Source organism: Arthrobacter sp. BK1 (assembly GCF_056680055.1).
The window spans coordinates 1,303,710-1,329,212 of sequence record NZ_CM155263.1 but is presented as its reverse complement, the minus strand read 5'-3'; the positions used below and the strand labels follow the sequence as shown (position 1 = coordinate 1,329,212).

Annotated in this window: 22 protein-coding genes; 15 read left to right on the top strand and 7 right to left on the bottom strand. The window is 65.3% G+C overall.

The features are described 5' to 3' along the window. Positions 1-30 precede the first annotated feature (30 nt). The gene (gene iolB, locus AC1MCA_RS05845) at positions 31-924 is read right to left on the bottom strand and encodes a 5-deoxy-glucuronate isomerase (RefSeq protein WP_479801852.1); all 894 of its coding nucleotides are present in this window, start codon (positions 922-924) and stop codon (positions 31-33) included. Positions 925-940: 16 nt separating this feature from the next. After that, complete coding sequence (locus AC1MCA_RS05840; RefSeq protein ID WP_479801850.1) at positions 941-1,681, bottom strand: GntR family transcriptional regulator; 741 nt, start codon at positions 1,679-1,681, stop codon at positions 941-943. Between the two features lie 257 nt (positions 1,682-1,938). Between AC1MCA_RS05840 and AC1MCA_RS05835 the strand changes: the two genes are divergently transcribed. Continuing rightward, the gene (locus AC1MCA_RS05835; RefSeq protein ID WP_479801849.1) at positions 1,939-2,409 is read left to right on the top strand and encodes an SRPBCC family protein; all 471 of its coding nucleotides are present in this window, start codon (positions 1,939-1,941) and stop codon (positions 2,407-2,409) included. A 6-nt stretch (positions 2,410-2,415) separates the two neighbouring features. Continuing rightward, positions 2,416-3,552: an LOG family protein gene (locus AC1MCA_RS05830; protein WP_479801848.1), complete on the top strand. Its 1,137-nt coding sequence runs from the start codon at positions 2,416-2,418 to the stop codon at positions 3,550-3,552. Between the two features lie 33 nt (positions 3,553-3,585). On the opposite strand, the gene AC1MCA_RS05825 is transcribed toward AC1MCA_RS05830, so the two are convergent. Both AC1MCA_RS05825 and AC1MCA_RS05820 read right to left on the bottom strand, forming a co-directional pair. Then, positions 3,586-4,542 carry a matrixin family metalloprotease gene (locus AC1MCA_RS05825; RefSeq protein ID WP_479801846.1) on the bottom strand — a complete coding sequence of 319 codons (957 nt, stop codon included), beginning with the start codon at positions 4,540-4,542 and terminating at the stop codon, positions 3,586-3,588. Then, positions 4,542-5,684: a VIT1/CCC1 transporter family protein gene (locus tag AC1MCA_RS05820; protein WP_479801844.1), complete on the bottom strand. Its 1,143-nt coding sequence runs from the start codon at positions 5,682-5,684 to the stop codon at positions 4,542-4,544. The genes AC1MCA_RS05825 and AC1MCA_RS05820 overlap by 1 nt, the downstream gene beginning before the upstream one ends. A gap of 258 nt (positions 5,685-5,942) precedes the next feature. On the opposite strand from AC1MCA_RS05820, the gene AC1MCA_RS05815 reads away from it, so the two are divergent. Continuing rightward, entirely contained in the window at positions 5,943-6,167 is a 225-nt protein-coding gene (locus tag AC1MCA_RS05815) for a hypothetical protein (RefSeq protein WP_108598476.1), read from the top strand. Between the two features lie 128 nt (positions 6,168-6,295). On the opposite strand, the gene AC1MCA_RS05810 is transcribed toward AC1MCA_RS05815, so the two are convergent. Further along, positions 6,296-7,819, bottom strand: coding sequence for a sodium:solute symporter family protein (locus tag AC1MCA_RS05810; RefSeq protein WP_479801842.1), 1,524 nt, complete (start codon positions 7,817-7,819; stop codon positions 6,296-6,298). A gap of 285 nt (positions 7,820-8,104) precedes the next feature. Here AC1MCA_RS05810 and AC1MCA_RS05805 point away from each other — a divergent pair, with 285 nt between their 5' ends. The 11 genes from AC1MCA_RS05805 to AC1MCA_RS05755 all read left to right on the top strand — a co-directional run bounded on the left by AC1MCA_RS05805 (position 8,105) and on the right by AC1MCA_RS05755 (position 22,570). Further along, complete coding sequence (locus AC1MCA_RS05805) at positions 8,105-8,680, top strand: helix-turn-helix domain-containing protein (RefSeq protein WP_108598474.1); 576 nt, start codon at positions 8,105-8,107, stop codon at positions 8,678-8,680. A 114-nt stretch (positions 8,681-8,794) separates the two neighbouring features. Beyond that, entirely contained in the window at positions 8,795-9,859 is a 1,065-nt protein-coding gene (speB, locus tag AC1MCA_RS05800; protein WP_479801838.1) for an agmatinase, read from the top strand. Between the two features lie 5 nt (positions 9,860-9,864). Next, entirely contained in the window at positions 9,865-11,559 is a 1,695-nt protein-coding gene (locus AC1MCA_RS05795) for a thiamine pyrophosphate-binding protein (protein WP_479801837.1), read from the top strand. Between the two features lie 166 nt (positions 11,560-11,725). Next, complete coding sequence (locus AC1MCA_RS05790; protein WP_479801835.1) at positions 11,726-12,214, top strand: MarR family winged helix-turn-helix transcriptional regulator; 489 nt, start codon at positions 11,726-11,728, stop codon at positions 12,212-12,214. A 1-nt stretch (position 12,215) separates the two neighbouring features. Then, positions 12,216-13,850 carry an MDR family MFS transporter gene (locus AC1MCA_RS05785; protein WP_479801833.1) on the top strand — a complete coding sequence of 545 codons (1,635 nt, stop codon included), beginning with the start codon at positions 12,216-12,218 and terminating at the stop codon, positions 13,848-13,850. Positions 13,851-14,060: 210 nt separating this feature from the next. Next, positions 14,061-15,794, top strand: coding sequence for an ABC transporter ATP-binding protein (locus tag AC1MCA_RS05780; RefSeq protein WP_479801831.1), 1,734 nt, complete (start codon positions 14,061-14,063; stop codon positions 15,792-15,794). Further along, positions 15,791-17,860, top strand: a complete 2,070-nt coding sequence (locus tag AC1MCA_RS05775; protein ID WP_479801829.1) for an ABC transporter ATP-binding protein — start codon at positions 15,791-15,793, stop codon at positions 17,858-17,860. The genes AC1MCA_RS05780 and AC1MCA_RS05775 overlap by 4 nt, the downstream gene beginning before the upstream one ends. Positions 17,861-17,985: 125 nt before the next feature. Then, a complete protein-coding gene (locus tag AC1MCA_RS05770; protein WP_108598580.1) occupies positions 17,986-18,402 on the top strand; it encodes an acyl-CoA thioesterase in 417 nt (138 codons plus the stop codon). 167 nt (positions 18,403-18,569) lie between these two features. Further along, on the top strand, positions 18,570-18,860 hold the full coding sequence (locus tag AC1MCA_RS05765; protein ID WP_479801826.1) for a PLDc N-terminal domain-containing protein: 291 nt from the start codon (positions 18,570-18,572) through the stop codon (positions 18,858-18,860). A 73-nt stretch (positions 18,861-18,933) separates the two neighbouring features. Further along, complete coding sequence (locus AC1MCA_RS05760; RefSeq protein ID WP_479801824.1) at positions 18,934-21,165, top strand: McrB family protein; 2,232 nt, start codon at positions 18,934-18,936, stop codon at positions 21,163-21,165. A gap of 217 nt (positions 21,166-21,382) precedes the next feature. Beyond that, positions 21,383-22,570 (top strand): 5-methylcytosine restriction system specificity protein McrC, encoded by a 1,188-nt coding sequence (locus tag AC1MCA_RS05755; RefSeq protein ID WP_479803297.1) that lies wholly within the window; start codon positions 21,383-21,385, stop codon positions 22,568-22,570. A 15-nt stretch (positions 22,571-22,585) separates the two neighbouring features. On the opposite strand, the gene AC1MCA_RS05750 is transcribed toward AC1MCA_RS05755, so the two are convergent. Further along, positions 22,586-24,244: a sensor histidine kinase gene (locus AC1MCA_RS05750; RefSeq protein WP_479801822.1), complete on the bottom strand. Its 1,659-nt coding sequence runs from the start codon at positions 24,242-24,244 to the stop codon at positions 22,586-22,588. 100 nt (positions 24,245-24,344) lie between these two features. Between AC1MCA_RS05750 and AC1MCA_RS05745 the strand changes: the two genes are divergently transcribed. Next, positions 24,345-25,118: a response regulator transcription factor gene (locus AC1MCA_RS05745; RefSeq protein WP_479801820.1), complete on the top strand. Its 774-nt coding sequence runs from the start codon at positions 24,345-24,347 to the stop codon at positions 25,116-25,118. Here the strand turns inward: AC1MCA_RS05745 and AC1MCA_RS05740 are convergent. Beyond that, entirely contained in the window at positions 25,091-25,501 is a 411-nt protein-coding gene (locus AC1MCA_RS05740) for an Hpt domain-containing protein (protein WP_479801818.1), read from the bottom strand. The genes AC1MCA_RS05745 and AC1MCA_RS05740 overlap by 28 nt on opposite strands. Positions 25,502-25,503: the final 2 nt, after the last annotated feature.

Sequence of the window (25,503 nt, the reverse complement as noted above, 5' to 3'; positions counted from 1 at the left end):
GTGAGGGGCGCCTTTGGTTTGCCGGCCGCTCTAGGCGCCGAACGGCAGGCGGGGGTCCACGTCCTGGCCATCCCAGCTCTGCCGCACCCAGCCGTGGTGCGGATCGTCGCTGATGAGCCATTCGCGGACTGGCCCCGGGCCCGCCATAACGTTGAGGTAGTACATGTCATAGCCGGGGGCGGCCATGGCAGGGCCGTGCCAGCCGTACGGAACCAGCACAACATCGCCGGTGCGGACCTCCGCGGCGACATCAATGGGACGGTCATCCGACGCGTACACGCGCTGGTACCCGATCGCATCGGCGTCGGCCGGAGCTCCGGAGCCGTCGGCCACCCGGGTCTCGAAGTAATAGATCTCTTCGAGCTGGGTCTCGCCGTCCTTCTCCTCATCGTGCTTGTGCGGGGGATAGGAGGACCAGTTGCCGGCGGGCGTGAGCACTTCACAGACGATAAACCGGTCAGCTTCCAGTGCTGCAGGCGTCCCGAAGTTGTGGACCTGGCGTGAGCAGTTTCCGGCGCCGCGGAGTTCCACGGGGGTTTCGGCGGCGGTGACCAGCCGGGTGGGGTAGGACGAGCAGGCGGGAGCGGTGGCGACCGCCACCCTGCCGCCGTCGGCCGAGCTGATGGTGACAGCCTTTCCCATGCCTGTGTAGAGCACATCGCTGGGGCCGTGGAAAACCGAAACCCGCCCGCCCAACCGGTGCTCGACGCCGTCGACCGTTGCGGTGAACGAGCCACTGAGGGGAACGATGATGCGTTCCTCGCCGGCGGCAGGAAGGACGACGGCGGCGCCGGCGGCCAAGGTGGCCACCTTCAGGCCGGTGTGCGCCCAGCCGTCTAGGGCCAGCGATGAATCAGAGGTTCCGAGTGAGATGTCCCAGCCGCCGTCGGCGGCGGTGCCCAGGGGATAGACCCAGTTGGCCATGGAGTTTTTCCTTGCGTTAGCGCTGTACGAGTGTCATTTCAAAGCTGTAGGAATCGGCGCGGTAAACGTGGTTCCCTGTTTCCACGCGCCGTCCGGTGTCGTCGGTGGCGGTTCGCTCCATCGTGACCAGTGCTGAATTCACCGGGGTATCCAGGAGGCCCGCCTGGTATTCATTGGCGATGACTGCGCCGATCCGCTGGGTGGCGAGGCGGAAGTTGACGCCGCCCCGGCGCAGCACGGCGTACAGGCCCTCGGCTGCGAGGGTTGCTTCGTCGATGGCGACGATGTCGTCCCGGACCCAGTTCTCCATCAGTGCCAGCGGTTTTCCGCCGACCTTGCGCAGGCGGGTGAAGTGGTAGACCGTGGACCCGGCGGGGATCTGGAGGGCGGCCACTGTGGCTGCGTCTGCCTCCCCATGCGAGAAGCTCAGTACCTCGGTGGTGGGCTTTTTGCCGTTGTTGGTGAGATCGTCGAACAGGCTGGAAAGCTCCAGGGGCCGCCGGACCTGGCTGGAGACCACCTGAGTTCCGACGCCGCGCTTGCGCACCAGAAGCCCGGCGCGGACCAGCTCATCCATGGCCTTGCGCATGGTGGGCCGGGACAGGTTGAGCTGGGCGGCGAGGTCAATCTCGTTGTCCAGCCTGCTGCCAGGTTCGAGGACGCCGCTGTGGATGGCCGCCTCAATTCCCTGGACCACCTGGTGGTACAGGGGGACAGGGGAGGACCGGTCGATGATGAGGCCGAGTTGGTTCGTCACTGAATCTTTCCTCAGGTTCCGCGTGTTGCCCGGCCGGCCGCTCTTGTGGAGGTGCTGGTCTGCATATGTTCGCTTGATAGGACATACTTCTTTATCGATGATATCAGCAGGCATGCGGCCGTCAAGGCATCCGCGGACCCGCGCCGAGGGCGACGGGGAAGCATGTCCGGACATGCGCACGGAACGCTCTGATGGGAGTTCAGTCATGGCGGCAGTGGCCGGCTGCCTCCCTGACCGGCTGCCTCTAGGCTGGGGGAATGACTAACCGATACCTCGTCTCCCGTGAGCGCTTCATCGCGGCCACCCCCGAAGCGATCTTTGAAATCCTTGCCACCCCGGCGATGCACAGCGTCATCGATGGCTCGGGCACGGTCAAGGGCGCCCAGCCCCGCGGCCCGGAGCGGTTGTCGGCCGGAGCGAAATTCGGCATGGAGATGAACGTGAAGGTGGACTACAAGATCCTCAACACGGTCTGCGAATTTGAGGAAGGCCGCCGGATCGCGTGGCGCCACTTCTACGGCCACGTGTGGCGCTACATCCTGGAACCAGCCACCGCCGCGGATGGAACCGCCGGGACCAAAGTCACTGAGCAGTGGGATGCGCGGGCTGTTCGCGGCAGGTTCTTCCTGCGGCTTGCCGGGTACCTGCGCCGCCATCCGGTCAGCATCGAGGAAACCCTTGCCCGGTTGGATCACCACCTGACGGGCACCGCCGAAGTGGCCGGCTAAACAGCCATGGTGGACCTCACCGCCGGCCGCGGCCACAGCCCGCGCACCCTTGAAATCGAAAGCCTTGACAGCTTCGACCGGCTGGTGGGCGCCGGGGCAGTGGCCATGCACGGCTGGCATGCCCAGTCCCTGGACCTCCGGGGCCGGCAGGCCGCGCTGGACACCCTGGACGTGGAAGGCGCCATTTTCCTGGGCTGCACCTTCGATCCGGGGGTCGAGGACAGGATCCGCAGGCGGGGCGCCCTGATATTTCCACGCCTCGAAGGTGTTCCGTTCGATCCCTACCGTGCGCGGCTGTACACACCGCAGGAGCTGTATACCGGCCTGGAAAATTCACCGTACGAGGAACTCCCGGATGCGCTGGTGTATCAGTGGAGCATCCAGCCCGGGCAGCGCCACCAGTTGGAGTCCACCCTGGCCTCGGCGTTACACGATCACGCGATCGGAGACGCCCTGGAGGAGTTCCTCCGCTCGGATGTTTTTGCTGGCCGGACCGTGGTGGGAGTGATGGGCGGCCACGCGGCGCAGCGCGGCAGCGAAGGATTCAGCCAGGCCGCGGCGTTGGGCAGGCTACTTGCCCTCAGCGGGCGGGTTGTTGCAACCGGTGGCGGCCCGGGCGCCATGGAGGCCGCCAACCTGGGCGCCTACCTCAGCGGCTTCCCTGAAGCCGAGGTGGAGGCGGCGCTCGCGGGCCTGGGTTCCATCCCCGGCTTCCGCCCCTCCGTGTCAGCGTGGGCACGGGCTGCTGCTGCCGTCGTCGAGCGTTTCCCGAACGGAACGCCGTCGCTGGGGATCCCCACATGGTTTTATGGGCATGAGCCACCGAATTACTTCGCGACGCACATCGCCAAGTACTTCGCCAACGCCGTGCGGGAGGCGATCCTGCTGGAGGTTTGCGACGGCGGGATCATCTTCCTGCCGGGCGCGGCCGGTACGGTGCAGGAAATCTTCCAGGACGCGTGCGAGAACTATTACAGCGCCCGCGAAGCCGTCACGCCCATGGTGCTGGTAGGGAAGCGGCACTGGGAGGAGGAGTACCCGGCGTGGCCCATCCTTCAGAAGCTGGCCGCCGGGCGTGTCATGGAAGACAGGATCTTCCTGGTGGACAGCGTTGAGGAGGCCCTCGCGGTCATGGGCGGGTAGGGCCTGCCCGCTCCTGACTGCGCCTCCGGAGAGCTACAGGTCCTTGCGGCACTGGGCTTTGCTGAGTTCGTACAGTCCGTTCAGATCGCCTGCCGCGAGTCCCTCGGGGCTGCCGATCTCGGGGTACATCAGCTGCCTCGGATCGTCCACGTGTTCCAGCCCCATCACGTGGCTGAGCTCGTGCAGGATCACTGCGGTGGCGTACAGCTTCCCGTCCGGTTGCCGCAGGTCCTCGGTGATCTGCAGGGCGTCCAGTTCAAGGCTGCCGGTGACGAAGGTCTTGGGGCCGTCGTCGAAGCTGTAATGGGTGCTCCCGCCTGTACCGATGACTTTGCCCTTGAGCTGCGGGGCAACCTCGGGGGTGGTCCAGGCGATGAGCAGCGGCGCCCACCGGTCACCGTAGGCATCAGGCTGGTACGGATCCCGCTGCGCGGACGGCTGCTCCGTGGTGGCCCCGTCATAGATGAACCGGATGCCGGTGGCCCGGGAAATGGTGTCTATGGCGTCCGGAACCAGCTGCTGCGCGCCGGCCGGGACCAGCTCGGCGTTCACCACGTAATGCAGCGGCCTGCAGGGGGAGTACCCCACCGGAGTACCGTCGCCGTTGACCGCCAGGAAACCGTAGGAGTCGCTCCCCATGACCGGCGCCTCGGGGGTGCCAAGCGGAGCTTCCGCTTCCTCCAGTCCGGGCGGCGGGGCTTCGGCGCTCCTGCCGGCCCGCTCAGCGGTTCCGGGCTCCGGCGTCCCGGATTGGCCGGCGCCGGGTTGGGCAGCGCCCCGCTGCAGGCCGCCCGGACCGATCCGGACGTCCAGCAGGCCCAGGATGCGCGGATCGCCGTAGACGAATCCCGCCACCAGGAATGCCGAGGCACCGATGGCCGTCACCAGAAGGAAGTTCCGGACAATCCCGGCGCGCCTCCGCGGACTCCCGTCGGAGCGACGCCCGTCGGAGTGGCGCCCGTCGGAGTGGCGCGGAGGTCTCTCGTCCACTAGCCCACCACGGTGCCGAAGGCCAGGCCCAGCAGGTACGTGACTCCGGCGGCTCCCAGGCCAATCGCCAGCTGGCGCAGCCCGCGCGTCAGCGGCGACGTGCCGGACAGCAGGCCCACGATTCCGCCGGTCACCAGCAATGCCAGGCCCACGAGTACGCCGGCAACCACGAGCGCGGCCACACCCGTCATGCCGAACAGGAAGGGCAGGATGGGCACAATGGCGCCGGAGGCGAAGAAGCAGAAGCTGGAGAGTGCTGCCCCCCAGGCGGTGCCCACCGCCTCATGCTGGTCGGCGGCCTCGGGCAGTTCGGGCTGCAGGGACAGGCTGGGGTCGCAGTCGCAGGCCAGCAGTCCCGTGCGTTCGGCCACACGGTGCTCGGCGGCCTCACGGGACATGCCCCGGGCCAGGTACACCAGCAGCAGTTCGTTGTGTTCAAGATCGAGTTTGGGTGCGGCGGCCAGGGTGATCTGGGTGGGCATGGTGGCAGCGAGGAGTTCGCGCTGGGAACGCACCGACACAAATTCGCCGGCACCCATGGACATGGCGCCGGCCAGGAGCCCGGCGATGCCGCTGAGCAGCACCACGCCGCTCGACACTCCGGAGGCGGCCATACCCATGACCAGGGACAGATTGCTGACCAGGCCGTCGTTGGCGCCGAACACGGCGGCGCGGAAGGTGCCGGCAAGCCGGTTCCGGCCACGGGTGGCCAGGCCGCGGACCACTTCTTCGTGAATCTGTTCGTCTGCTGCCATTGCATCAGTGGCGTTGGGGTCCCGGGAGTAGGGGGAGCGGCCCTCGGCGCGCTGCGCCAGGGCAAGGACGAACACCGAACCGAAGTGCCGGGCAAGGAAGCCCAGCACTTGGCTGCGCAGCGATGCAGGACGGGATTTCTGGGCGTTGTCGCCCAGGAGCTTCAGCCAATGGGCTTCGTGGCGGCCTTCAGCTTCAGCGAGGGCCAGGAGGATGTCCCGCTCTTCGCCGACCCTGTTCTGCGCCAGATCGCGGTACACGGCGGCCTCGGCGCGTTCGTCCGCGAGGTACTGGCGCCACCGGCGGATGTCGGCTGCAGTGGGCTGCGGTGCAGATGGTCTGTTCTCCGCGGAGGGGTGGGCGCGGTTGGCTTTGGCGTGCTGAGTCACGAAGGCTCCTGTGCTTGATAGGGCATGGTTCGGCCCCATTGCATTGCCTAGCCTACCGCGGAAATCCGCGGATTTTCGGCTGGCAAACCTCACTGACAAGTTTCGGCTTCCCTTAAAATCACGTCCTCCGGCGGGTCTGCCGCGGAGGGCCGTCCGGCCCTTGACCCCACATTCCTGTGGTGCTGTTATGAAGGTGTGGGCGCCCGCCACCGCCCGGACGCAGGAGCATGTCACAGGCGAATAATCGGAGGTTGGACTATGAACACCACCGGAGAGCACCCGGACCTGCCGCACCTCGAATCAGTTGAAGCGGACCCCGCCTACGACTATGCCGAGGATATTCCGGTTGACGAGGACGATTGGGACGCAGAGGACGAATTCCTGGATGCCGAAGAGGTCATCGTTCCGACGCCCCCGGTCAAGGTCGACGCCGAGGAGCGGCTGGTTCCGCTGGATGAGGACGAATTCCGGGACATTGAATAGGCGCGGAACCGGATGGCAGGTCCGCTGACGCACGTCAGGCAGAACGCACGACGGCGGCACCCTGGTTCGCTGAAAAGCGAACCAGGGTGCCGCCGTCGTACTTCCTGCTGGTTACTGCCGGTTCCGCGCTATGGCGCGGGAACTGCTACCGGTACTTCCTCGTTGTCCTTGCCGGCGACGCGCCGGACCCAGTTGCGCATGACCTGGGGATCCGTGGGTTTGGTCAGCAGCGAGACCGCCACGTAAACCACGGCCGAACTGATCAGGCCGAAGTAGATCGGTTCGTTGGCGAAGACGCCGTCCAGGGGGACCTCCGCGTTGATCTCCAGCACAATCATGGTGCCGAGCGTGACCACTGAACCCACGGCCATGGAGGCCGCAGCGGCGAGGCCGGTTCCGCGCTTCCAGACCAGGCCACCCAGAATTGCCACGAGCAAGCCTCCCACCAGGATGTCGTAGGCAATGGTGAGGGCGGCTACGACATCCTTGGTGACGATGGCGATCAGGATGGCCACGATACCGAGTCCCAGCACCCACATGCGGTTGGCCTTGACGTCATGCTCGGGGTTGTCGGTGTCCCCGGTATTGATGTCCTTGCCGAACCAGCTGGCGACGAAGGGCAGGACATCGGCGCGCGCCACGGTTGCTGCGGCGATCAGGGCGCCGGAAGCGGTGGACATCATGGCTGCCACGGCTGCGGCGAGGACCAGCCCGCCGATGCCGATCGGGAGCAGGTTCTGGGCAACCTCGGCGTAGACGACGTCCTTGCCGCCGGTGGCGACGTCGATGTCAGGCAGGGCGACTTTGGCACCCAGGCCGATCAGTGCCCCGGCCACACCGTACAGGATGCAGTAAACGCCGGCCGTGGCGCCGCCCCAGCGTGCCACACCCGCGGTTTTGGCGGTGAACACGCGCTGCCAGATGTCCTGGCCGATCAGGAGGCCAAGGGTGTAGACCACAAAGTACGTGATGATGGTCTGCACGCCGATGCCGTCCAACTGGAAGAAGCTTTCATCCACGCGGCTGCGGATACCGTCCAGCCCGCCGGCTGCGTTGAGGGTGAAGGGGAGCATCAGGAGGAAGATGCCTACCGTTTTGATGACGAACTGCACCTGGTCGGCCAGGGTGATGGACCACATGCCGCCGATGGTGGAGTAGACCAGGACGATGGCTCCGCCGATGGCGATGGCGAGCCAGCGCTCCCAGCCGAAGAGGACCACGAAGATGGTGGCGTAGGCGCCGGTTGAGGTGGCGCAGAGCATCAGGGTGTAAGCGAGCATGACGATGCCGGAGGTCTGCGTCGCCTTGCTGCCGTAGCGGAGGGTGAGCATCTGGGAGACCGTGTAGATCTTCAGCCGCTGGATGGTGCCCGCGAAGAGAAGGCTCAGCAGCAGCACGCCGGCACCGATGGCGACCACAAGCCACATGCCGGAGATGCCGAACTTGTAGCCGAGCCCAACGCCGCCCACAGTGGAGGCTCCGCCGAGGACCACGGCAGCCATGGTGCCTGTGTAGAGGAAGGGACCGAGGCGACGGCCGGCCACGAGGAAGTCGCTGTTGTTCCGGGTGCGGGACTTGCCCCACCAGCCAAAGGCCAGCATTGCAATGAGATACACCACCACGATGGCGATGTTGACGAAGTTAGGGTCCATGTTGGGGGCTCCTGGAGCTGAGGTGCAGCGTGCATAAACCGGCGGTGGGTGCTCTGAGGGAGCCGGTATTCTGCTGCTCTTGCGGAGTGAAAGGGGAACAAGAAGCTAACAATTGCCTTATAGGCAACACTTGTTGTCCAAAAGCATATTCTGTGACCGGCGTAACAGTCAACGCCGCGACGCCACATGCTGGTGTGCGACGTCTCCGGCCGCGTTGCGGGGGCTGGTGGCCATTAGTATTGCTCCAAAGATGGGGCCGGACCACCGGCCATGAAAGGTTCGCATATGAAGGCACTGCCAGTTGAGCCGAGCAACACCCCGGTTGCCATCGGTTCCCGGATCCGTGCCGCCCGGCAGTCCCAGCGGCTGACCATCGAGCAGGTGGCCGACGCCACCGGCCTCACCAAGGGATTCCTCAGCCGCGTGGAGCGGGATCTCACCTCACCGTCGGTTGCCTCGTTGGTGACCCTGTGCCAGGTGTTGTCCATCTCCATCGGTGACCTTTTTATGGCCCCGGAAACCCACCTGACCAAAAATGGCGCCGGGCCACGGATCTCCCTCGGCGGCGAAGGGATTGTGGAGCGGCTGCTGACGGCGCGGTCCGAACGGCGTGTCCAGATCATCCAGGCAGTCATTGAGCCCCGTGGACGCGGAGAGTCGGAACTGTATGCCGTGGACTGCGATGTTGACGTGCTCCACGTGACCAAGGGGCAGATCCGCCTGATCCTCACCAACGAGGAATATGAACTCAGTACCGGCGATACCGTGACGTTCCCCGGCCGCGAACCGCACACCTGGGTCAACCCCACCGACGAGCCGGTTGAAGTGCTCTGGGTTTTGGTGCCCGCCGCCAGCCGGTAGGTTGCCGGGCCGGGGGCCCGCCACGTGGCGTTGTAAACATTTGGTGCACGTGACGAAACTTTTGCGTATGATGGGTGTCACACCCGCCGATCAATCTCAAAGGAGAGGCTCACCGTGAAAGAGCTGCGCATCGAAGCCAATGGCAATCTTGGTCCGATCGACTCATCCCGCATCCCGCGTTACGCCGGTGCTGCCACGTATGCCCGCCTGCCCCGGCTGGACCAGGTGGCCAAGGCTGATGTGACGGTGGTGGGGGTGCCCTTCGACTCCGGGGTCTCCTACCGTCCCGGTGCCCGGTTCGGCGCCAACCATGTCCGTGAGGCGAGCCGCCTGCTCCGCCCGTACAACCCGGCCTGGGATGTCAGCCCGTTCGAAAACATCCAGGTTGCCGACGCCGGTGACATGGCGGTCAATCCGTTCAACATCAACGAGGCCATTGAGGTCATCCAGCAGAACGCGCTGGACCTGACGGCGGCCGGCAGCAAGCTGGTGACCCTGGGCGGGGACCACACCATCGCCCTCCCTCTGCTCCGCGCAGCGGCGGAACGGGCGGGCGGCCCCATCGCCATGCTCCACTTCGACGCCCACCTGGACACCTGGGACACCTACTTCGGTGCCGAATACACGCACGGCACCCCGTTCCGCCGGGCTGTGGAAGAGGGCATCCTGGACACCGAGGCCATCAGCCACATCGGCACCCGCGGCCCGCTCTACGGCAAGAAGGACCTCGACGACGACCATCGCTTCGGGTTCGGCATCGTTACCTCTGCGGACGTCTACTACCAGGGCGTCCTCGAGGCGGTGGCCAAGGTCCGCGACCGGATCGGCAACCGCCCGCTCTACATCTCCGTGGACATCGACGTCCTGGACCCGGCCCACGCCCCGGGCACCGGAACCCCTGAGGCCGGCGGCATCACCAGCCGCGAACTCCTGGAGATCATCCGCGGATTCCGCGGGATGAACCTGGTGGGCGCAGACATCGTCGAGGTGGCCCCCGCCTACGACCACGCCGAAATCACCGGGGTGGCAGCGAGCCATGTCGCCTATGAACTGGTCACCCTCATGGCGGACAATGCTGTTCCGGGGGACCGGTTCGGCGCAGCCAACGGCTACGCCGCCCAGGCCCTCGGCCAGAAGATCCGCCAGCCTGCCGGCTTCGCCGCTGGAATCAAGGAGTAGCACGCATGATTGACTTCGATCCGGGCACAGCAGCTCCCACCAAAGGCACCGGCGCACGCAATGGCGGGGATCTCGTCGTCGAGACCCTTGAAGCCCTGGGGGCCAAGACGGTCTTCGGCATTCCGGGCCAGCACGCACTGGGCCTGTTCGATGCCATGGGCCGCGGAAACCTGCACTTCGTTTCCTCCCGCGTGGAGAACAACTCAGCGTTCGCCGCTGACGGTTATTCGCGCGCAACCGGTGAAGTAGGCGTCCTGTTCCTGTCCACCGGGCCCGGCGCGCTGACGTCCCTGGCCGGCCTGCAGGAGGCCTACGCAACGGGGGTGCCCATGGTGGTGGTGGCCAGCCAGATCCCGCTCGAGGGGTTGGGGGCCCGCCGCAAGGGCATGCTCCACCAGCTCGACGACCAGAAGGCCTCCGCCGCCAACGTCACCAAGAGCCAGCGCCTGATCCAGCACGCCTCCGGTATCCCGTCGGCCATCCAGGATGCCTGGACCGAGGCGATCTCCTCCCCGCAGGGGCCCGTCTGGCTGGAAATTCCGCAGAACGTGCTGCTGGATCCCATCATGGTCCCGCCGGTTGAGGACGCGCTCGCCGAAGCGGCAGACAATCCGCCCCGCGTGGAGCTGATCCGCGAGGCAGTGAAATGGCTTTCGACGGCGGAACGTCCGGCCATCATCGCAGGCGGCGGTACCCGCCGTGGCCGGGCAGAGAAGTCCCTGCTCGCCATCGCCGAGAAGCTCCGCGCACCCGTCATCTGCACGCCGGGCGGCAACGGGGCATTCCCCTGGAACCACGAGCTCTCCCTGCAGTCCTGGATCGAGGACCGCCACATGACGGACCTCCTGGAAGACGCCGACGTCCTGATCGTCATCGGCTCCTCCCTGGGCGAGGTCACGTCCAACTACTTCACGTTCGAGCCCCGCGGCCGGATCATCCAGATCGACGCCGAACCGCGCGTGCTCGAATCCAACAGCCCGGGCCTGGGCATCCGCGCCGACGCAGGCCAGGCGCTCGCCGCCCTGGAGAAGGCACTTCAGGCAGTACCGGAAACCACGCCCAACTGGCGTGGAGTCACCCCCGAAACCCTGGTGAAGGAGTCCCTGGCCAAGGTAAGGGCCCGGCTGGAATCGCAGGACCTGGGCAAGGAACTGAAGTTCATGGCCGACATCCGGGAAGCAGTCCCCGCGGACATGCAGACCTTCTGGGATATGACCATCGCGGCGTACTGGGGCTGGAGCTGCTGGGATGCCAGGGACGGCCAGTTCCACTCGGCCCAGGGTGCGGGCGGACTGGGCTACGGTTTCCCGGCCGCAATCGGCGGCTCCGTGGGCCTGGAAACGGTAGGCAAACCCGGCAGGGTCCTTGCGGTTTCCGGCGACGGTTCGTCCATGTACTCGATCTCCGAACTTGCCACAGCCAAGCAGCACAATGTGCCGGTCACGTGGCTGATCGTGGACGACGGCGGCTACGGCATCCTGCGCGAATACATGGTGGGCGCGTTCGGCAAAGCCACGGCCACCGAGTTGGCGCGCCCCGACTTCGTCAAGCTCGCCGAGGCGTTCGGCGTGCCGGCCACCCGGGTGGCCCCGGAGGACGTGGGGGACGCGCTCAGGGCGGGCTTCGCCGCTGACGGGCCCAACGTCGTCGTCGTCGAAACCCTGCTCAAAATGTTTGGCCCCACCCACCTGGACGACTGAGAACCCGCTTCAGAAACAGCGCGGACCGGCAGCTGAGAACCCCTCGAAACGGGGCTATCGGCTACCGGTCCGCGCTCGGCGTTTAAGGGCCCCTGCTTGTTAGTTTCCTAAAGCAACCATTTTCGGATATAGTTGCCTGAGGCAAGCAAAAGAGGAGAGCCCAATCATGGCCGTCGCGCCAGACACTGCCGCGGATCTTGTCTCCCGCATTTTCGACCTCCAGCGCGTGGTCCGGTACGTCGCGAACGCAAGTTTCCGCGGCATGGATACCGGCGTGGCGGTGCAGGGCGTCCTGAGGTTTGTGGGGGAGGGCGAATCCCGCGCCACCCACCTGGCAGAGCGGTTGGGCGTCAGCGCCCCCGTCCTCAGCCGCCACATCGCGGATCTCGAAATGCAGGGATACGTCACCAGGCGGCAGGATCCCTGCGACGGCCGCGCCCAGTTGGTTGCTTTGTCGCCGGCCGGCGTGGAGAAGCTCCGGCAGATCGAGGAGCTCCGCGCAGCCACCCTGCAGGACTACCTCAGCAACTGGAGCCAGGACGATGCCGAAGAAACGGCGCGGACCCTGGCGCGGCTGACGAACTCCCTCAAACTCTCAGCCCGGGCAACGGCGACCGGTCCCATCACGATGACCAAGACCCTCCAGGAGCACTGAAATGTCGAATCCACCCGCTACAGCGCCGCCCTTGGTGATGACCCACCGCCAGATCATGGAAGCCCTCACCGGGCTCCTGGCGGCCTTCTTCACCGCCATCCTCAGCAGCACCATCGTTGCGAACGCGCTGCCCACCATCATGTCCGATCTCCACGGGACCCAGACCGACTTCGCCTGGGTGATCACGGCAGCGCTGCTGGCCAACGCCGTCACCACCCCGCTCTGGGGCAAGCTGGCTGACCTCTTCAACAAGAAGGTCCTGGTCCAGCTGAGCATTGTCATCTTCGTGGCCGGCTCGGTCATGGCCGGACTGTCCGAAACCATCCCGCTGCTGCTAACTGCCCGCGTTATCCAGGGTGTTGCCATGGGTGGCCTCACGGCACTGTCCCAGGCCATCATCGGCACCATGATCCCGCCCCGGGACCGCGGCAAATACTCCGGCTACATGGGCGGCGTCATGGCAGTCGGCACCGCCGGCGGGCCGCTGCTGGGCGGCTTCATCGTGGACAGCCCGCTCGGCTGGCGCTGGACGTTCTTCGTCTGCGTGCCGCTGGCCGTGATTGCCCTCATCCTGCTTCAGGTCACCCTGAAGATCCAGCACATCAAACGACCCGCCAAGATCGACTGGCTGGGCTCCATCCTGCTGACCTCCGGCGTCAGCCTGCTGCTCATCTGGGTCTCCTTCGCCGGCAACCCCGCCTACTACGGCTGGGTTTCCTGGCAGTCAGCCGCCATGGTGGGCGGCGGCGTGGTGCTCCTTGCCCTGCTGGTGCTGGTCGAATCCAAGGTGGAACAGCCCATCATCCCGCTCAAGATCATCTCCGAGCGCACCACCGCCCTTGCCATTCTCGCCTCTGTGGCCGTTGGCATCGCCATGTTCGGTTCCACCACTTTCCTGGGCCAGTATTTCCAGGTGGCACGCGGCGCCTCGCCCACCGAGGCCGGCCTGCTGACGCTTCCCATGATCGCCGGAAACCTCACAGGCTCCGTGGTCTCCGGCCTGCTGATCAGCCGGACCGGAAAGTGGAAGGGCTACCTGATCGGCGGGTCCGTCCTGCTGATCGGCGGACTGGGCCTGGCCGGCACCATGGACCACACCACCGAACTGTGGCAGGCCGGGATCTTCACGGCAATCCTGGGCGTGGGCCTGGGCATGCTGATGCAGAACCTGGTGCTGGCAGTCCAGAACACCGTGCGGGCATCGGACATCGGAACGGCCAGCGCATCAGTGGCCTTCTTCCGCTCGGTAGGCGGCGCGATCGGCGTGGCTGTCCTGGGAGCGGTCCTGAGCAGCCGGGTCAGCCAACTCGCCACGGAGGGCCTCGCCGCTGCCGGCATCCCGGTGGCCGGCGGCACCGCTGGAGCAAGCATGGACCTGGTGGATATGCCCGCCCCGGTCCGCGAGATCATGCGGGCCGCCTACGGTGATGCCACCGCCGAGGTGTTCCTGATCTCCGCCGTCGTGGCCGTCGTCGCCCTGGTCTCCGTGCTGTTCATCAAGGAACGCCCGTTGCGGCGCACCGTGGATGTGCAGCCTGATAGTCAACAGGACGTGCAGCCTGACGTTGAGTCTGATCTCCAGCTTCACGCGGACGCTGAACGCACGACGGCGGAACTCGCACCGGCGAACAGGTGACAGCCCAGCTCATGGTCACATGAGGCCCGGTCACCCCCTGGGGAACCGGGCCTCGTTTTTCCACCCGCTTCAGGCTTTCCGATGAACTTTGGCTGCCGATGTTACGCGTCGGCACTCTATTTCGTAGAGTGGGGACCGTCAGGAATGTCAGCCACGGCTGCTAGTACTTTGACTCGCTAATTCGCGCTTTCTCCCTAAGGACCCGTGGGCATGCTCTTCACCCTGATACGGCGCTACTCCAAGCCGTATATGCCATACATCGCCGCCGTCGTCGCTTTCCAGCTGGCGTCCACCATCGCGGCGCTGTACCTGCCCAGCCTCAACGCACAGATCATCGATGAGGGCGTTTCCCGCGGGGACACCGATTTCATCTGGCGGACCGGCGGCCTGATGCTTCTGGTGGCCTTTGTCCAGGTGGGCGCCGCCATCGCAGGGGTGTACTACGGCTCCAAGACGGCCATGGCTGTGGGCCGGGACCTCCGCCGTGGGGTGTTCCGCAAGGTCACCAGTTTCTCGGCCAAGGACGTGAACATGTTCGGGGCGCCCACGCTGATCACCCGCGGCACCAATGACGTCCAGCAGGTACAGATGCTGCTGCTGATGGGCCTGAACTTCATGGTTGCCACGCCCATCATGTGCATCGGCGGCATCATCATGGCCCTGCGCGAGGACCTCAGCCTGTCCTGGCTCGTCTGGGTCTCGGTGCCTGTGCTCCTGGTGGTGGTGGGATACCTGGTGGTGCGGCTGATGCCGCTGTTCCGCTCCATGCAGAAGAAGATCGACCGCATCAATGCCGTCCTGCGCGAGCAGATCATTGGTATCAGGGTGGTCCGGGCATTTGTTCGCGAACCCTTCGAAACCGAGCGTTTCGGTGTGGCAAACAAGGAACTGACCGATGTTTCGCTGAAGATCGGGGCCCTTTTTGTCCTGATGTTTCCCGCCATTGGCATGATCCTGCACCTGTCCACGGCCGCTGTCCTGTGGTTCGGCGGGCAGCGTGTGGATTCCGGCGAGATGCAGGTGGGCGCCCTGACGGCGTTCCTGCAGTACTTGCTGCAGATCCTCATGGCGGTGATGATGGGCACGTTCATGGCCATGATGATCCCGCGCGCCTCGGTGTGTGCGGACCGCATCGGGGAAGTGCTCGACGTCGAACCGTCCATCCACGACCCCGAACGGCCTCAGGCCCCCGCCACCCTTGCCGGCGTGGTGGAATACCGGAACGTCAGCTTTGCCTACCCCGGCGCCGAATCGCCGGTGCTGAGCAACATCAGTTTCACAGCGAAGCCGGGGGAGACGGTGGCCATCATCGGGTCCACCGGTGCGGGAAAGACCTCCCTGCTGTCCCTGTTGCCGCGCCTTTACGATATTGCCGAGGGCGAGGTCCTCCTGGACGGTGTGTCCGTCGCCGACCTGGACCGGGCCGAGATCACCAGGCGGGTAGCGATGGTGCCGCAGAGGCCGTACCTGTTCTCCGGCACCATCGAGCACAATCTTCGTTTCGGTAAAACCGAAGCCTCCGACCAGGAACTCTGGGACGCGCTTGAGGTGGCCCAGGGCGGGGACTTTGTCCGCGAAAAGAAGAACGGGCTGAACTCCCGGATCTCCCAGGGCGGGACCAACGTTTCCGGCGGCCAGCGGCAACGGCTCTGCATCGCCCGCGCGCTGGTCACCAAACCCAAGGTGTACCTCTTTGACGATTCCTTCTCCGCTCTGGACGTTGCCACCGACGCCCGGCTGCGCGCAGCACTGAAGAAAACCACCGCCGACGCCACCGTGATCATCGTGGCGCAACGGATCTCCACCATCACCGAAGCAGACCAGATCCTGGTGCTGGACAACGGCCGGATCGTGGACCGCGGAACCCATGAGGAACTCCTGGAAACCTCACCCACCTACCAGGAAATCGTCGAATCCCAGCTGAGCGTGGAGGAAATGGCGTGAGCGCCCGCAAGAAGGACGCACCACTGGCCGCGGAGCAGGGCACGGATGTGACCCCCGAAACCGAGGCAACACCAGAGCTCCCCGACGACGACTTCGTTGAGGAGGAGTACAAGCCCTCCGAGGCCGACGGCGACATGTTCGGCGGGGTGCCCGCCAAGAAGGCAGAGCACTTCTGGCCTTCCGCGAAGCGCTTGATGGGGCTGCTGAAACCCGAAGCCATCGGCATCTACGCCGTGGTTGCCCTGGTCATCGTTTCCGTGATCCTGAACGTCATCGCGCCCAAGATCCTCGGCCAGGCAATGGACGTGATCTTCGGCGGTGTGGTGGGAAAGCAGCTGCCCGCAGGCGCAAGCAAGGACGAGTACGTGGAGGGCCTGCGCCAGCAAGGGCAGGACAACTTCGCGGACATGATCGCCAAGATGGAACTGGTGCCCGGCACCGGGATCGACTTCCAGAAGCTCTCGGTCCTGATCGCGATCGTCCTGGTCATGTACTTTGTGGCCAACATCTTCCTGTGGTTGCAGGGCTACGTGCTGAACCGGATCGTCATGAAGGTGATCCGCAAGCTCCGCGACGACACCGAAGAGAAGCTGAACCGGCTTCCGCTGAACTACTTCGACACGCGCCAGCGCGGTGACGTCCTCTCGCGGGTAACGAACGACGTCGACAACGTCCAGCAGGCTCTCCAGCAGGCTTTCGCCCAGCTGATCAGCTCGCTCCTGACCGTGATCGGCATCGTCATCATGATGTTCATCGTGTCCTGGCAACTCGCCCTCATAGCCCTGATCGCGCTGCCGCTCTCCGGCGTTGCCGCCGGCATCATCGGCTCGCGCAGCCAGAAGCTCTTCTCCGCGCAGTGGAAGAACACCGGTGCACTGAACGGCCAGATCGAGGAATCCTTCTCCGGCCACGACCTCGTGCGGGTCTTCGGCCGCGACGCCGACATGCTGGCACGCTTCGAAGAACGCAACGAGGAACTCTACAAGGCCAGCTTCGGCGCTCAGTTTGTCTCCGGCATCATCTTCCCGGTGATGCAGTTCGTCTCCTACCTCAGCTACGTGGGCATCGCCGTGGTGGGCGGCCTGCGTGTTGCCTCCGGTTCCATGTCCCTGGGCGACGCCACCGCCTTCATCCAGTACTCACGGGAATTCACCCAGCCGCTGGGCCAGATGGCCGGCATGGCCAACATGCTGCAGTCCGGTGTTGCGTCCTCTGAACGTGTTTTCGAGTTCCTTGACGCCGATGAGCAGGAGTCAGAGACGGCCACCGAGCACCTGCCGGCCAAGACTGACGGGCATGTCGAATTCAAGGACGTCACGTTCAGCTACACCGAGGACAAGCCCCTGATCGAAAACCTGTCCTTCACGGCCGAACCCGGGCACACCGTGGCAATCGTCGGTCCCACGGGAGCGGGCAAGACCACCCTGGTGAACCTGGTGATGCGCTTCTACGAGCTCAATTCAGGGGCCATCACGCTGGACGGCGTGGACGTGACGCACCTCAGCCGTGCCGAGCTCCGCTCCAAGGTGGGGATGGTCCTGCAGGATGCCTGGCTGTTCGGCGGGTCCATCTACGACAACATCCGGTACGGCAACCTGGACGCCAGCGAGGAACAAGTCATGGCGGCCGCGAAGGCCACGTTCGTGGACCGCTTTGTCCGTGCCCTGCCCGAGGGCTACAACACCGTGATCGATGAAGAAGGCAACAACGTCAGCGCCGGCGAAAAGCAGTTGATCACCATCGCCCGCGCGTTTGTGGCCAACCCATCGCTGCTGATCCTGGACGAGGCCACCAGTTCCGTTGACACCCGCACCGAACTCCTGGTCCAGAAGGCCATGGCGGCGCTGCGGACGGACCGCACCAGCTTTGTGATCGCGCACCGGCTCTCCACCATCCGGGACGCTGACACCATCCTGGTCATGGAGAACGGCATGATCGTGGAGCAGGGCAACCACAAGACGTTGCTGGCCGCGGAAGGTGCCTACTACCGGCTGTACATGTCGCAGTTCGCCGGTTCCAACGTGGAGGAATCCGTCGTGGATGATTCGACGGCGGTACACAGCTGAGCGCGCACAAGGGCCCGTCCGCCCCGCAGCGCGCGGAGCCGCAGCCCACGGACCCGCAGCACGCGGATACACAGGACACGGAGCCGCAGCGTACAGATCCCCGGCGCATCGAGGTCCTTGTCCCGATGCGCTGGGGAGACATGGACGCGTATGGGCATATCAACAACGTCCAGATCGTCCGCATGCTCGAAGAGGCGCGGATCTCCGCGTTCGGCCCACCACGCGGTGCGGGCCTGCCGGGTATCGAACCGGAAGTATCCCTCTTTAACGATGTTCCTGAGGGGGTTCTGGCCCTGGTGGTGGACCACCGGATCCGCTACGTGAAGACCCTCGAGTACCGCAACATCCCGGCCGTGGTGCAGGTATGGATAGGAGCCGTGAAGGGCGCCAGCTTCGACATCCACTACGTGGTCCAGGACCCCGTCACCCGGGAGGACTGCGTACGGGCCAGCAGCCACCTGGCTTTCGTGGACGAGGCCACGGGCAGGGTCCTGCGGCTCACTCCGGAGCAGAAGGAGCGGATGGCGCCGTTTGCTGTCTGAATCCCCGTAAAACCTTGCGCAGCAAGCACTGTTTCAAAACTTTTTCTCAAAACACTGCACGTAAGCCCTGCCGGCAAACTGCTTCCATGTCCGCCCGGGGGCGGGGGGAGGCGTTGCAGGTGGGTCTTTAGCCCGTTGCGCCGGGCTTGGCGCACACTGGAAACTGAATGTCTATCAAAGGAGCGTTGGTCATGGCCAAGAACCCGCAGCATCACAAGGTCCCCAAGCAGCGGAAGAAAACCTGGAAAGAGATGTCCCCGGGTGCACGGGCCTCTTTTGTGGCGATAGGGCTCGTGCAGATGTCCTTGATGGTGGCCGCCCAGCGTGACATCTCCCGCCGCCCGGCGGCTCAGATCAACGGTCCAAAGGCGGCCTGGCGTGCTGCGTCCCTGATCAATTTCATTGGGCCCATAGGCTACTTCGTCCTGGGACGCAAGAGGCCCGGGTCAGTCAAGTAGGCCTCCGGCCCCGAGTCCACATAGTCACGGCCTATGGAGCAGGCACCCAGCTTGAGGCTGTAAATTTGAAGCCATGACTCCAAGCCCCAAACCTGTCATGGCCCGCGCCCCCGGCATCTCCCAGGAGATCGAGGACGCTGCCTGGTTTGTGCTCGGACCGGGGCTGCAGGGCAGGCCGTCTGCGCTGGACGGCAAGACCCTGACCTGGACGGCGGACGCTGCCGCGGAGCTGCTGGAACGCCTGGAGAAGGGTGTCCCCGACGCCAAGGCGCCCATGATGACCAACCTCCGGCAGAACCTCGAGGAGGCCTCCCGGGAGGCCAAACAGCTTGCCGTCGAACTGCTCTTCCTGCAGTCGCTGCCCCTGGCCCACGAGGTCAAATCGCTCAAGGTCAAGCGCGCCCGCGTCGCTGAGGCAGCATCCTGGCTGGAGCCGCCGCTGGAGCTGCCCGAGGAACTCTACAAAGGCATGACGGACCACGGCGTGATCAGGGACCGGACGGCCGAGTTCAACTGGACCATCTGGGACCACCTCAAGTGGCTGTGCCGGTTCGTCCAGCACGTGGACCAGCAGTCACCTTCCACCATCGCCAAAGCCCTGAAGGACCCGCAGAAATTCCACCAGCTCGCTGCAGCCACCCCGGGGGACCAGCCTGCCATCCGCCGCAGCATCGAATACCTGGCCTGGCCCAGCTTCTTTGAACCGGTGGTGGCGGACGTGGAGCGCCAAGAGATCAGGGACGCTTTTGCCTCCCTGGTGGGCGGCGCCAAGAGCGACACCGACGAGGACATCACCGCGGACATCCACCGCATCCGGCTGCATCTGGACGAGCAGGCCGGTCAGCGGATCGACTGGTACGCCCGCCAGCTGGTCAGCCAGTGGCGCAAGGTGGGGGATCCGGGCCGCCGTGCCTGGCTGCTCCGCACCCACAGCGACAACACCGAACTCCTCGCCGCCTGGCAGGCCGAGGAGAAGGTGACGCTCGACGTCGAACATCTCCGCCTCCTGGACCCCGGCGTGACTGCCGGGCTGGTCCAGCATGCCGTGGACGAGGACTACAAGCACTTGGGCTATGTGGAACGGGAGGACACCAAAACCGCCGTCTTCGCTTTCCTGACGGTGATGAAACCCGGCGACCTCGTCCTCTGCCAGCACGCCGGCGCTGTCCGGCTCGGTGTGGTGCTGGGCGAACCGGAACACAACGAGGACAACCGCAGGATGCGGCGCAAGGTCCGGTGGTTCGACGACGCACACACCACCGCGGACCTGCCCCGGCACGTCCAGCGGCAGCTGGCCACACCGGGAATCATCGTTGACGTCACCAAAGTGGTGCAGGCCCTCCAGTCGCTCGTTCCCGCCGAGGCGGAACCCGACGATGACGACCCCGCCACTGCCGCCGTCGAGGTTGTCCCGGTCCACGAGGGCTTCCGCCCGCTCAGCCGCGGCTTCGCGGATTCGCTCCATATGGACCTCGAACCGCTGCAGGAAATCGCGGAACTGCTGGAGGAAAACCGGCAGTTGGTCCTGTACGGCCCGCCCGGGACCGGCAAAACCTACCTCGCCAAGCACCTCGCCGCGGAGCTTGCCGATGACAGCACCGACGAGCGGGTGAAGCTGGTCCAGTTCCACCCGTCGTACGCCTACGAGGACTTCTTCGAGGGGTACCGGCCGGACAAAACGGATGAGGGCCAGGTGTCCTTCAAGCTTGTGGCGGGGCCGCTGCGCCGGCTCGCCGAGGAGGCGGCCAAGCCCGGGAACGAAAGCAAACCCTACTTCCTCATCATCGACGAGATGAACCGCGCCAACCTGGCCAAGGTATTCGGGGAACTGTACTTCCTGCTCGAATACCGCGATGACCGGATCTACCTGCAGTACAGCCCCAACGAGCCATTCACCCTGCCTGACAACCTCTACATCATCGGCACCATGAACACGGCGGACCGCTCCATCGCCATGATGGACGCCGCCATCCGCCGCCGCTTCGCGTTCATCGAGCTGCATCCGCAGACCGAGCCGGTAAAGGGTTCGCTGCTGCGCTTTCTCCAGGCCCGGCAGCTGGACACCACGCCTGCGCTGTTGCTGGATGCGCTGAATGCGGCCATCGACGAGTGGGACCGGGACCTGATGATCGGCCCGTCCTACTTCATGAAGCCCGCAGCCCAGACCCCCGCCGGCCTGCGCCGGATCTGGAAGTACGAACTGATGCCGCTGCTGGAGGAGCACTACCACGGCCAGCTGAACCGGGCCCAGCTTGAGGAACGGTTCGGCCTGGACCAGTTGCTGGGACGCCTTGCTGCCAGCTAAGCCTGTGCCAGCTGAAAAACTGCCAGCCAAGCGGCTGCCAGCTGAAAAACTGCCAGCCAAGCCGCTGCCTGCTGAAAAACTGCCGGCAAAGCCTGCCCACGATCCCGCGGCACAGCATCCGCCGGCTGCGGGAGCGGCTCTGGGCGTGGCGGTGCGGGCCGCGACTGCCCGGGCGGGGGCAGAACGCGGCACTGGCAAGGCTGCCAGGCACCTGGTGCTGGACGAGCTCTCCGGCGGGATCGTAGAGCGCTTGGATTCCGGCACCGCGGCGTTCGTGAACTCCAGCGGCCTGGCAAAGGCTTCGCCGATGGGTATGGGCCTCTACCGCATCGAGCCGGTGGGGAAGGTGGGTTCAGTCCGCACCTCCACGCTCCAGCTGGATGTGCGCCCCAAGGACCGGCTGGGCCTGAGCAGGCTGCTGTTCCTGCTCGGCTATGCCGGCGAGCAAGGCTTCCGTCCGGATTCCGTGGCCGCCGCCGAGGACCGTGAACTGTGGAGCGCGCTGGCAGAATCCCTCGCCCAGTTGGCGGAGCGTGCTTTGGGCCGCGGCGTGCTCCAGGGCTACCTCACGGTGGATGAGTCGCTGCGGACAGTGAAGGGGCGCATCAGGATTTCGGACCAGATTTCCCGCCGCCCCGGCATGCTGGTGCCGCTGGAAGTCTCCTACGACGAGTTCACGGAGGACATCGCCGAAAACCGTATCCTGCGGGCCGCGCTCGAGCGCATGGGCCAGGTCCCGCGGGTCAGGCCTGAGGTTCTGAGCCGCCTCCGGCAACTCAAGGGAAAGCTCGACGCCGTCACTCGCCTTCCGGCCGGAGCCCCGCCACCGCCGTGGACGCCCAGCCGGAAGAATGTCCGCTACCACTCCGTCCTGCGCCTGGCAGAACTGATCCTGCGCAAAGCCTCCGCCGAGGCAGGCGAAGGCAAACAGCAGACAGCTGCGTTTGTGGTGGACATGGAGCAGGTGTTTGCCGATTTTGTCAGCACCGCCCTCCGCGACGCCATGGCCGCGTACCCGGGGGAGATGCGGCTGCAGTACAACGCACTGCTGAGTGAGGCCGTCAGGGATTCGGACCGGCTCTCCGTGCGGCCGGACGCCGTCCACATGCTGGGCGGCCGTCCCGTGGTGGTCTATGACGCGAAGTACAAGGCCGCCGCGGATCTCGGTGCATCCCTGACCGCTGACCATTACCAGATGCTCGCGTACTGCACCGCCCTCAAGGTTCCCACCGCCTGGCTGGTCTACGCAGGTGCGGGCGAGGTCAAACTGCGGCGCATCCTGAACACGGACATCGACGTCGTCGAGTTTCCGCTGGATCTGTCGCGGCCGCCGTCGGAAATCCTGGCTGCCATCGGCGAATTGGCAAGGCAGTCGTGGGGCGAAGTGGTCCGCGCCGCCCGCTAAACCTTCACGCGGAACCTAGACCGGCACCCGGAACGTGAACGTGGTGCCATGGCCCAGCTTGCTTTCCACATCGATGGTTCCGCCGTGGGCCTCCACAATCGCCTTGCTGATGGGCAACCCCAGCCCCACGCCGGGAATGGCTGTCCGGCGGACGTTGGAGGTCCGGAAGAACTTGGTGAAGACCTCGGCCTGGTCGGCAGGGGTCATGCCCATGCCGGTGTCGCTGACGTGGCACGTGAGATGGCCGTCCTCCTGTACCAGGGCAACCACCACATTGCCGCCGTCGGGCGAGTATTTGATCGCATTGGAGACCAGGTTGTCCAGCACCTGGGAGATGCGCGGGCCGTCGACGTGCGCCTCCAGCTGAACCGGGATGTCCGTCTCCAGGACCACCCTGGAGGAGTCGGCCCTGGGCTGGGCCGCGGACACGCTGGCCCGCACCAATTCAGCCACATCCACAGCGTTCGGCTTCACGAGAAGCTGGCCGTTCCTGCTGGCGAGAAGGTCAGAGACCAAGGTGAGCAACCGCTCCGAATTCCGCTTGACGATCTCCAGGGGCTGCTGCTGCTCCTCGTCCGGGCCGTCGGCCAGGAGCAGTTCCACATAGCCGAGAATCGAGGTCAAGGGTGTCCTGAATTCGTGCGACACGCTGGAGACGAAGTCGTCCTTGGCCGCCAGGGCGTCCACCAGGTCTGTCACATCGCTGAACACGATCACGGATCCGGCGAACGTCCCGTCAGCATCCTTCATGGCGCGGGCGGAGGTGCTGATGGCCCGCTGCTGAGGCCCGGCGCCCAGCCAGACCAGGTAGTCAGTAAACGTCTCGCCGAGCACGGCCCGGCGCACCGGCCGGTCCGCAACAGGGACGGGGGTGGTGCGGTCCGCCGCGAACACCAGCAGTTGGGACTCGTTCGGATCGGGGATGTCCTGGGGCGTGGCGAGCACGTGGTTGGCCCGCTGCTTCCGGTTCATCAGGATGTCGTGGCCGTCGGCATCCACGGCAAGGACGCCAACGTGCACGGTATCCAGGATGGTGTTGAGGAGGGCCTCCTGCCGCAGGGATTTTTCCAGGCCGGCCTGAAGCTGCTGGTCCTTCTCCTCCAGGGTCCGCTGCTGGCGCATCATGCTCTGCGTCAATACGCTGACCGAGACTCCGATCCCCAGCATCATCAGCGGAATGAGCAAGGCCTTGGCAAGGCTCGGGCCGGACACGTCCCCCCGCACGAAGAGGGGGACCCAGATGATTGCCAGCGGTCCAACAAAGGACAGCCACCGGGCAGTCCGCGGGTAGTAACCTGAAGCGCAAAGCCAGATCACGGGGAACACGGCAAGCAGGCTGAGGCCGGTCAGGCTGTCCTGGCCGCCCTCCCGCCCCACTCCGATGGATACAAAATCCAGCAGCGGAATGAGCAGGAAGCTCGTGAACGGCAGCCGGTCCCAGGGAACCAGAAAGCACAACGCCGTAATGACCAGCTGGGAGACCAGGAACGTCACAAACAGCGGGTTCTCGAAGACGCCGGGGAAAAACGCCAAAACCAGGAACGCCGTAAAGAGGGCGGTGACGGACAGCGGTGCCTGGCTCAGGACCACCCGGGATGTCAGGGTGTTCTCGTGGAAGGGCCGACGGAATGACATCAGCCAGCCCAGGGCGCGCGGCGCGGCGGACTCACGCATAAATTCCGGCCTGAGATGGGACGATAGGGAGACGCATACCAGCAGGATATCGGCAGCGGGCTATACTTCTGACGTTGTCAAGCTGGCTGAGGGGGCTGGGATGAGTGAAGCACGAGTGGGGCTGGTCATTGAGGATGACCAGGATATCCGCGAACTTGTACGCACGGTCCTGACCCAGGCAGGGTTTGAGGTGACGGTGGCCAGCAGCGGCCACGAAGGGGTTATGGCCGCCAAGACCTTGAATCCCGACGTCATCACGCTCGATCTCGGGTTGCCGGACATTGACGGTTTTGAGGTGTCCCGCCAGATCCGCGAGTTCTCCGATGCCTACATCGTGATGCTCACGGCCCGGGCGGATGAACTGGACACGCTGATCGGGCTGGAGTCCGGCGCGGACGATTACCTCACCAAACCTTTCAGGCCGCGCGAGCTCCGAGCCCGCATCGCTGCCATGATGCGCCGCCCCCGGTCCCTGCCGGACCAGGCCGAAGGAGTTCCCGGTACGGATCAGCCCGTTGACGCGGCCGCCACCACCACCGGCGACGGAACCTATAGCCACAACGGCCTGGACCTAAGCTACGCCTCGCGGTCCGTCACGGTGGACGGTTCAGAACTGAACCTGACGCGGACCGAATTCGAATTGCTCTACGCCCTGCTTGAAGCGGGCCGGACGGTCCGGACCAAATCGGATCTGGTGCGCAGGCTGCGGGACGAGGATTACGACGTCGGCAGTTACATCAGCGAGGCAGACGAACGTTCAGTAGAAGTCCACATGGGAAACCTGCGGAAGAAGCTCGGTGATTCACCGCAGCGCCCGCGCTGGCTGCAGACAGTCCGCGGCGTGGGCTACCGGCTGGCGCCGGCGGAGCGCTGAGATTGCAACCGGTGAACCGTTTGGCGGCTGCAATGGCTGATTGGCTTAAGGTATGTGGCGGCCAGCCGGGGCAGGGCAACTGAGGGATCCATTCCCAGTGACTCGTCCCGGATGGAGCGCTCCAGGGTCATGGCCAGCCCGGCGAGCCGTTCGGCGCCCACCATCTGGCTGGATGTCTTCAGGCTGAGGATGGCGTCCACGGCCCCGGCCAGGTCGCCGGTGGTCAACGCGAGCCGAAGCCTGTCAATCCTGACGGGCAGGTAGCCGATGAAATTCCCCACAAAAACGGTGCTGTAGCCCTCGTCCTCGTCCAGTTCAGCCCGCAGCCGGTCAAGGACTGATTGGTCTACCAAGGGCCGCCCGGCGTCGTCGGAGGGTGCCATTA

Excerpts from the sequence above, each read along its gene's own strand:
- AC1MCA_RS05780 (WP_479801831.1), top strand. The coding sequence starts at position 14,061 with ATGCTCTTCACCCTGATACGGCGCTACTCCAAGCCGTATATGCCATAC.
- iolB (WP_479801852.1), bottom strand. The coding sequence starts at position 924 with ATGGCCAACTGGGTCTATCCCCTGGGCACCGCCGCCGACGGCGGCTGG.
- AC1MCA_RS05805 (WP_108598474.1), top strand. The coding sequence starts at position 8,105 with ATGAAGGCACTGCCAGTTGAGCCGAGCAACACCCCGGTTGCCATCGGT.
- AC1MCA_RS05815 (WP_108598476.1), top strand. The coding sequence starts at position 5,943 with ATGAACACCACCGGAGAGCACCCGGACCTGCCGCACCTCGAATCAGTT.
- AC1MCA_RS05790 (WP_479801835.1), top strand. The coding sequence starts at position 11,726 with ATGGCCGTCGCGCCAGACACTGCCGCGGATCTTGTCTCCCGCATTTTC.
- AC1MCA_RS05795 (WP_479801837.1), top strand. The coding sequence starts at position 9,865 with ATGATTGACTTCGATCCGGGCACAGCAGCTCCCACCAAAGGCACCGGC.
- AC1MCA_RS05810 (WP_479801842.1), bottom strand. The coding sequence starts at position 7,819 with ATGGACCCTAACTTCGTCAACATCGCCATCGTGGTGGTGTATCTCATT.
- AC1MCA_RS05760 (WP_479801824.1), top strand. The coding sequence starts at position 18,934 with ATGACTCCAAGCCCCAAACCTGTCATGGCCCGCGCCCCCGGCATCTCC.
- AC1MCA_RS05785 (WP_479801833.1), top strand. The coding sequence starts at position 12,216 with ATGTCGAATCCACCCGCTACAGCGCCGCCCTTGGTGATGACCCACCGC.
- AC1MCA_RS05740 (WP_479801818.1), bottom strand. The coding sequence starts at position 25,501 with ATGGCACCCTCCGACGACGCCGGGCGGCCCTTGGTAGACCAATCAGTC.
- AC1MCA_RS05835 (WP_479801849.1), top strand. The coding sequence starts at position 1,939 with ATGACTAACCGATACCTCGTCTCCCGTGAGCGCTTCATCGCGGCCACC.
- AC1MCA_RS05765 (WP_479801826.1), top strand. The coding sequence starts at position 18,570 with ATGTCTATCAAAGGAGCGTTGGTCATGGCCAAGAACCCGCAGCATCAC.
- AC1MCA_RS05830 (WP_479801848.1), top strand. The coding sequence starts at position 2,416 with ATGGTGGACCTCACCGCCGGCCGCGGCCACAGCCCGCGCACCCTTGAA.
- AC1MCA_RS05750 (WP_479801822.1), bottom strand. The coding sequence starts at position 24,244 with ATGCGTGAGTCCGCCGCGCCGCGCGCCCTGGGCTGGCTGATGTCATTC.
- AC1MCA_RS05770 (WP_108598580.1), top strand. The coding sequence starts at position 17,986 with ATGCGCTGGGGAGACATGGACGCGTATGGGCATATCAACAACGTCCAG.
- AC1MCA_RS05745 (WP_479801820.1), top strand. The coding sequence starts at position 24,345 with ATGAGTGAAGCACGAGTGGGGCTGGTCATTGAGGATGACCAGGATATC.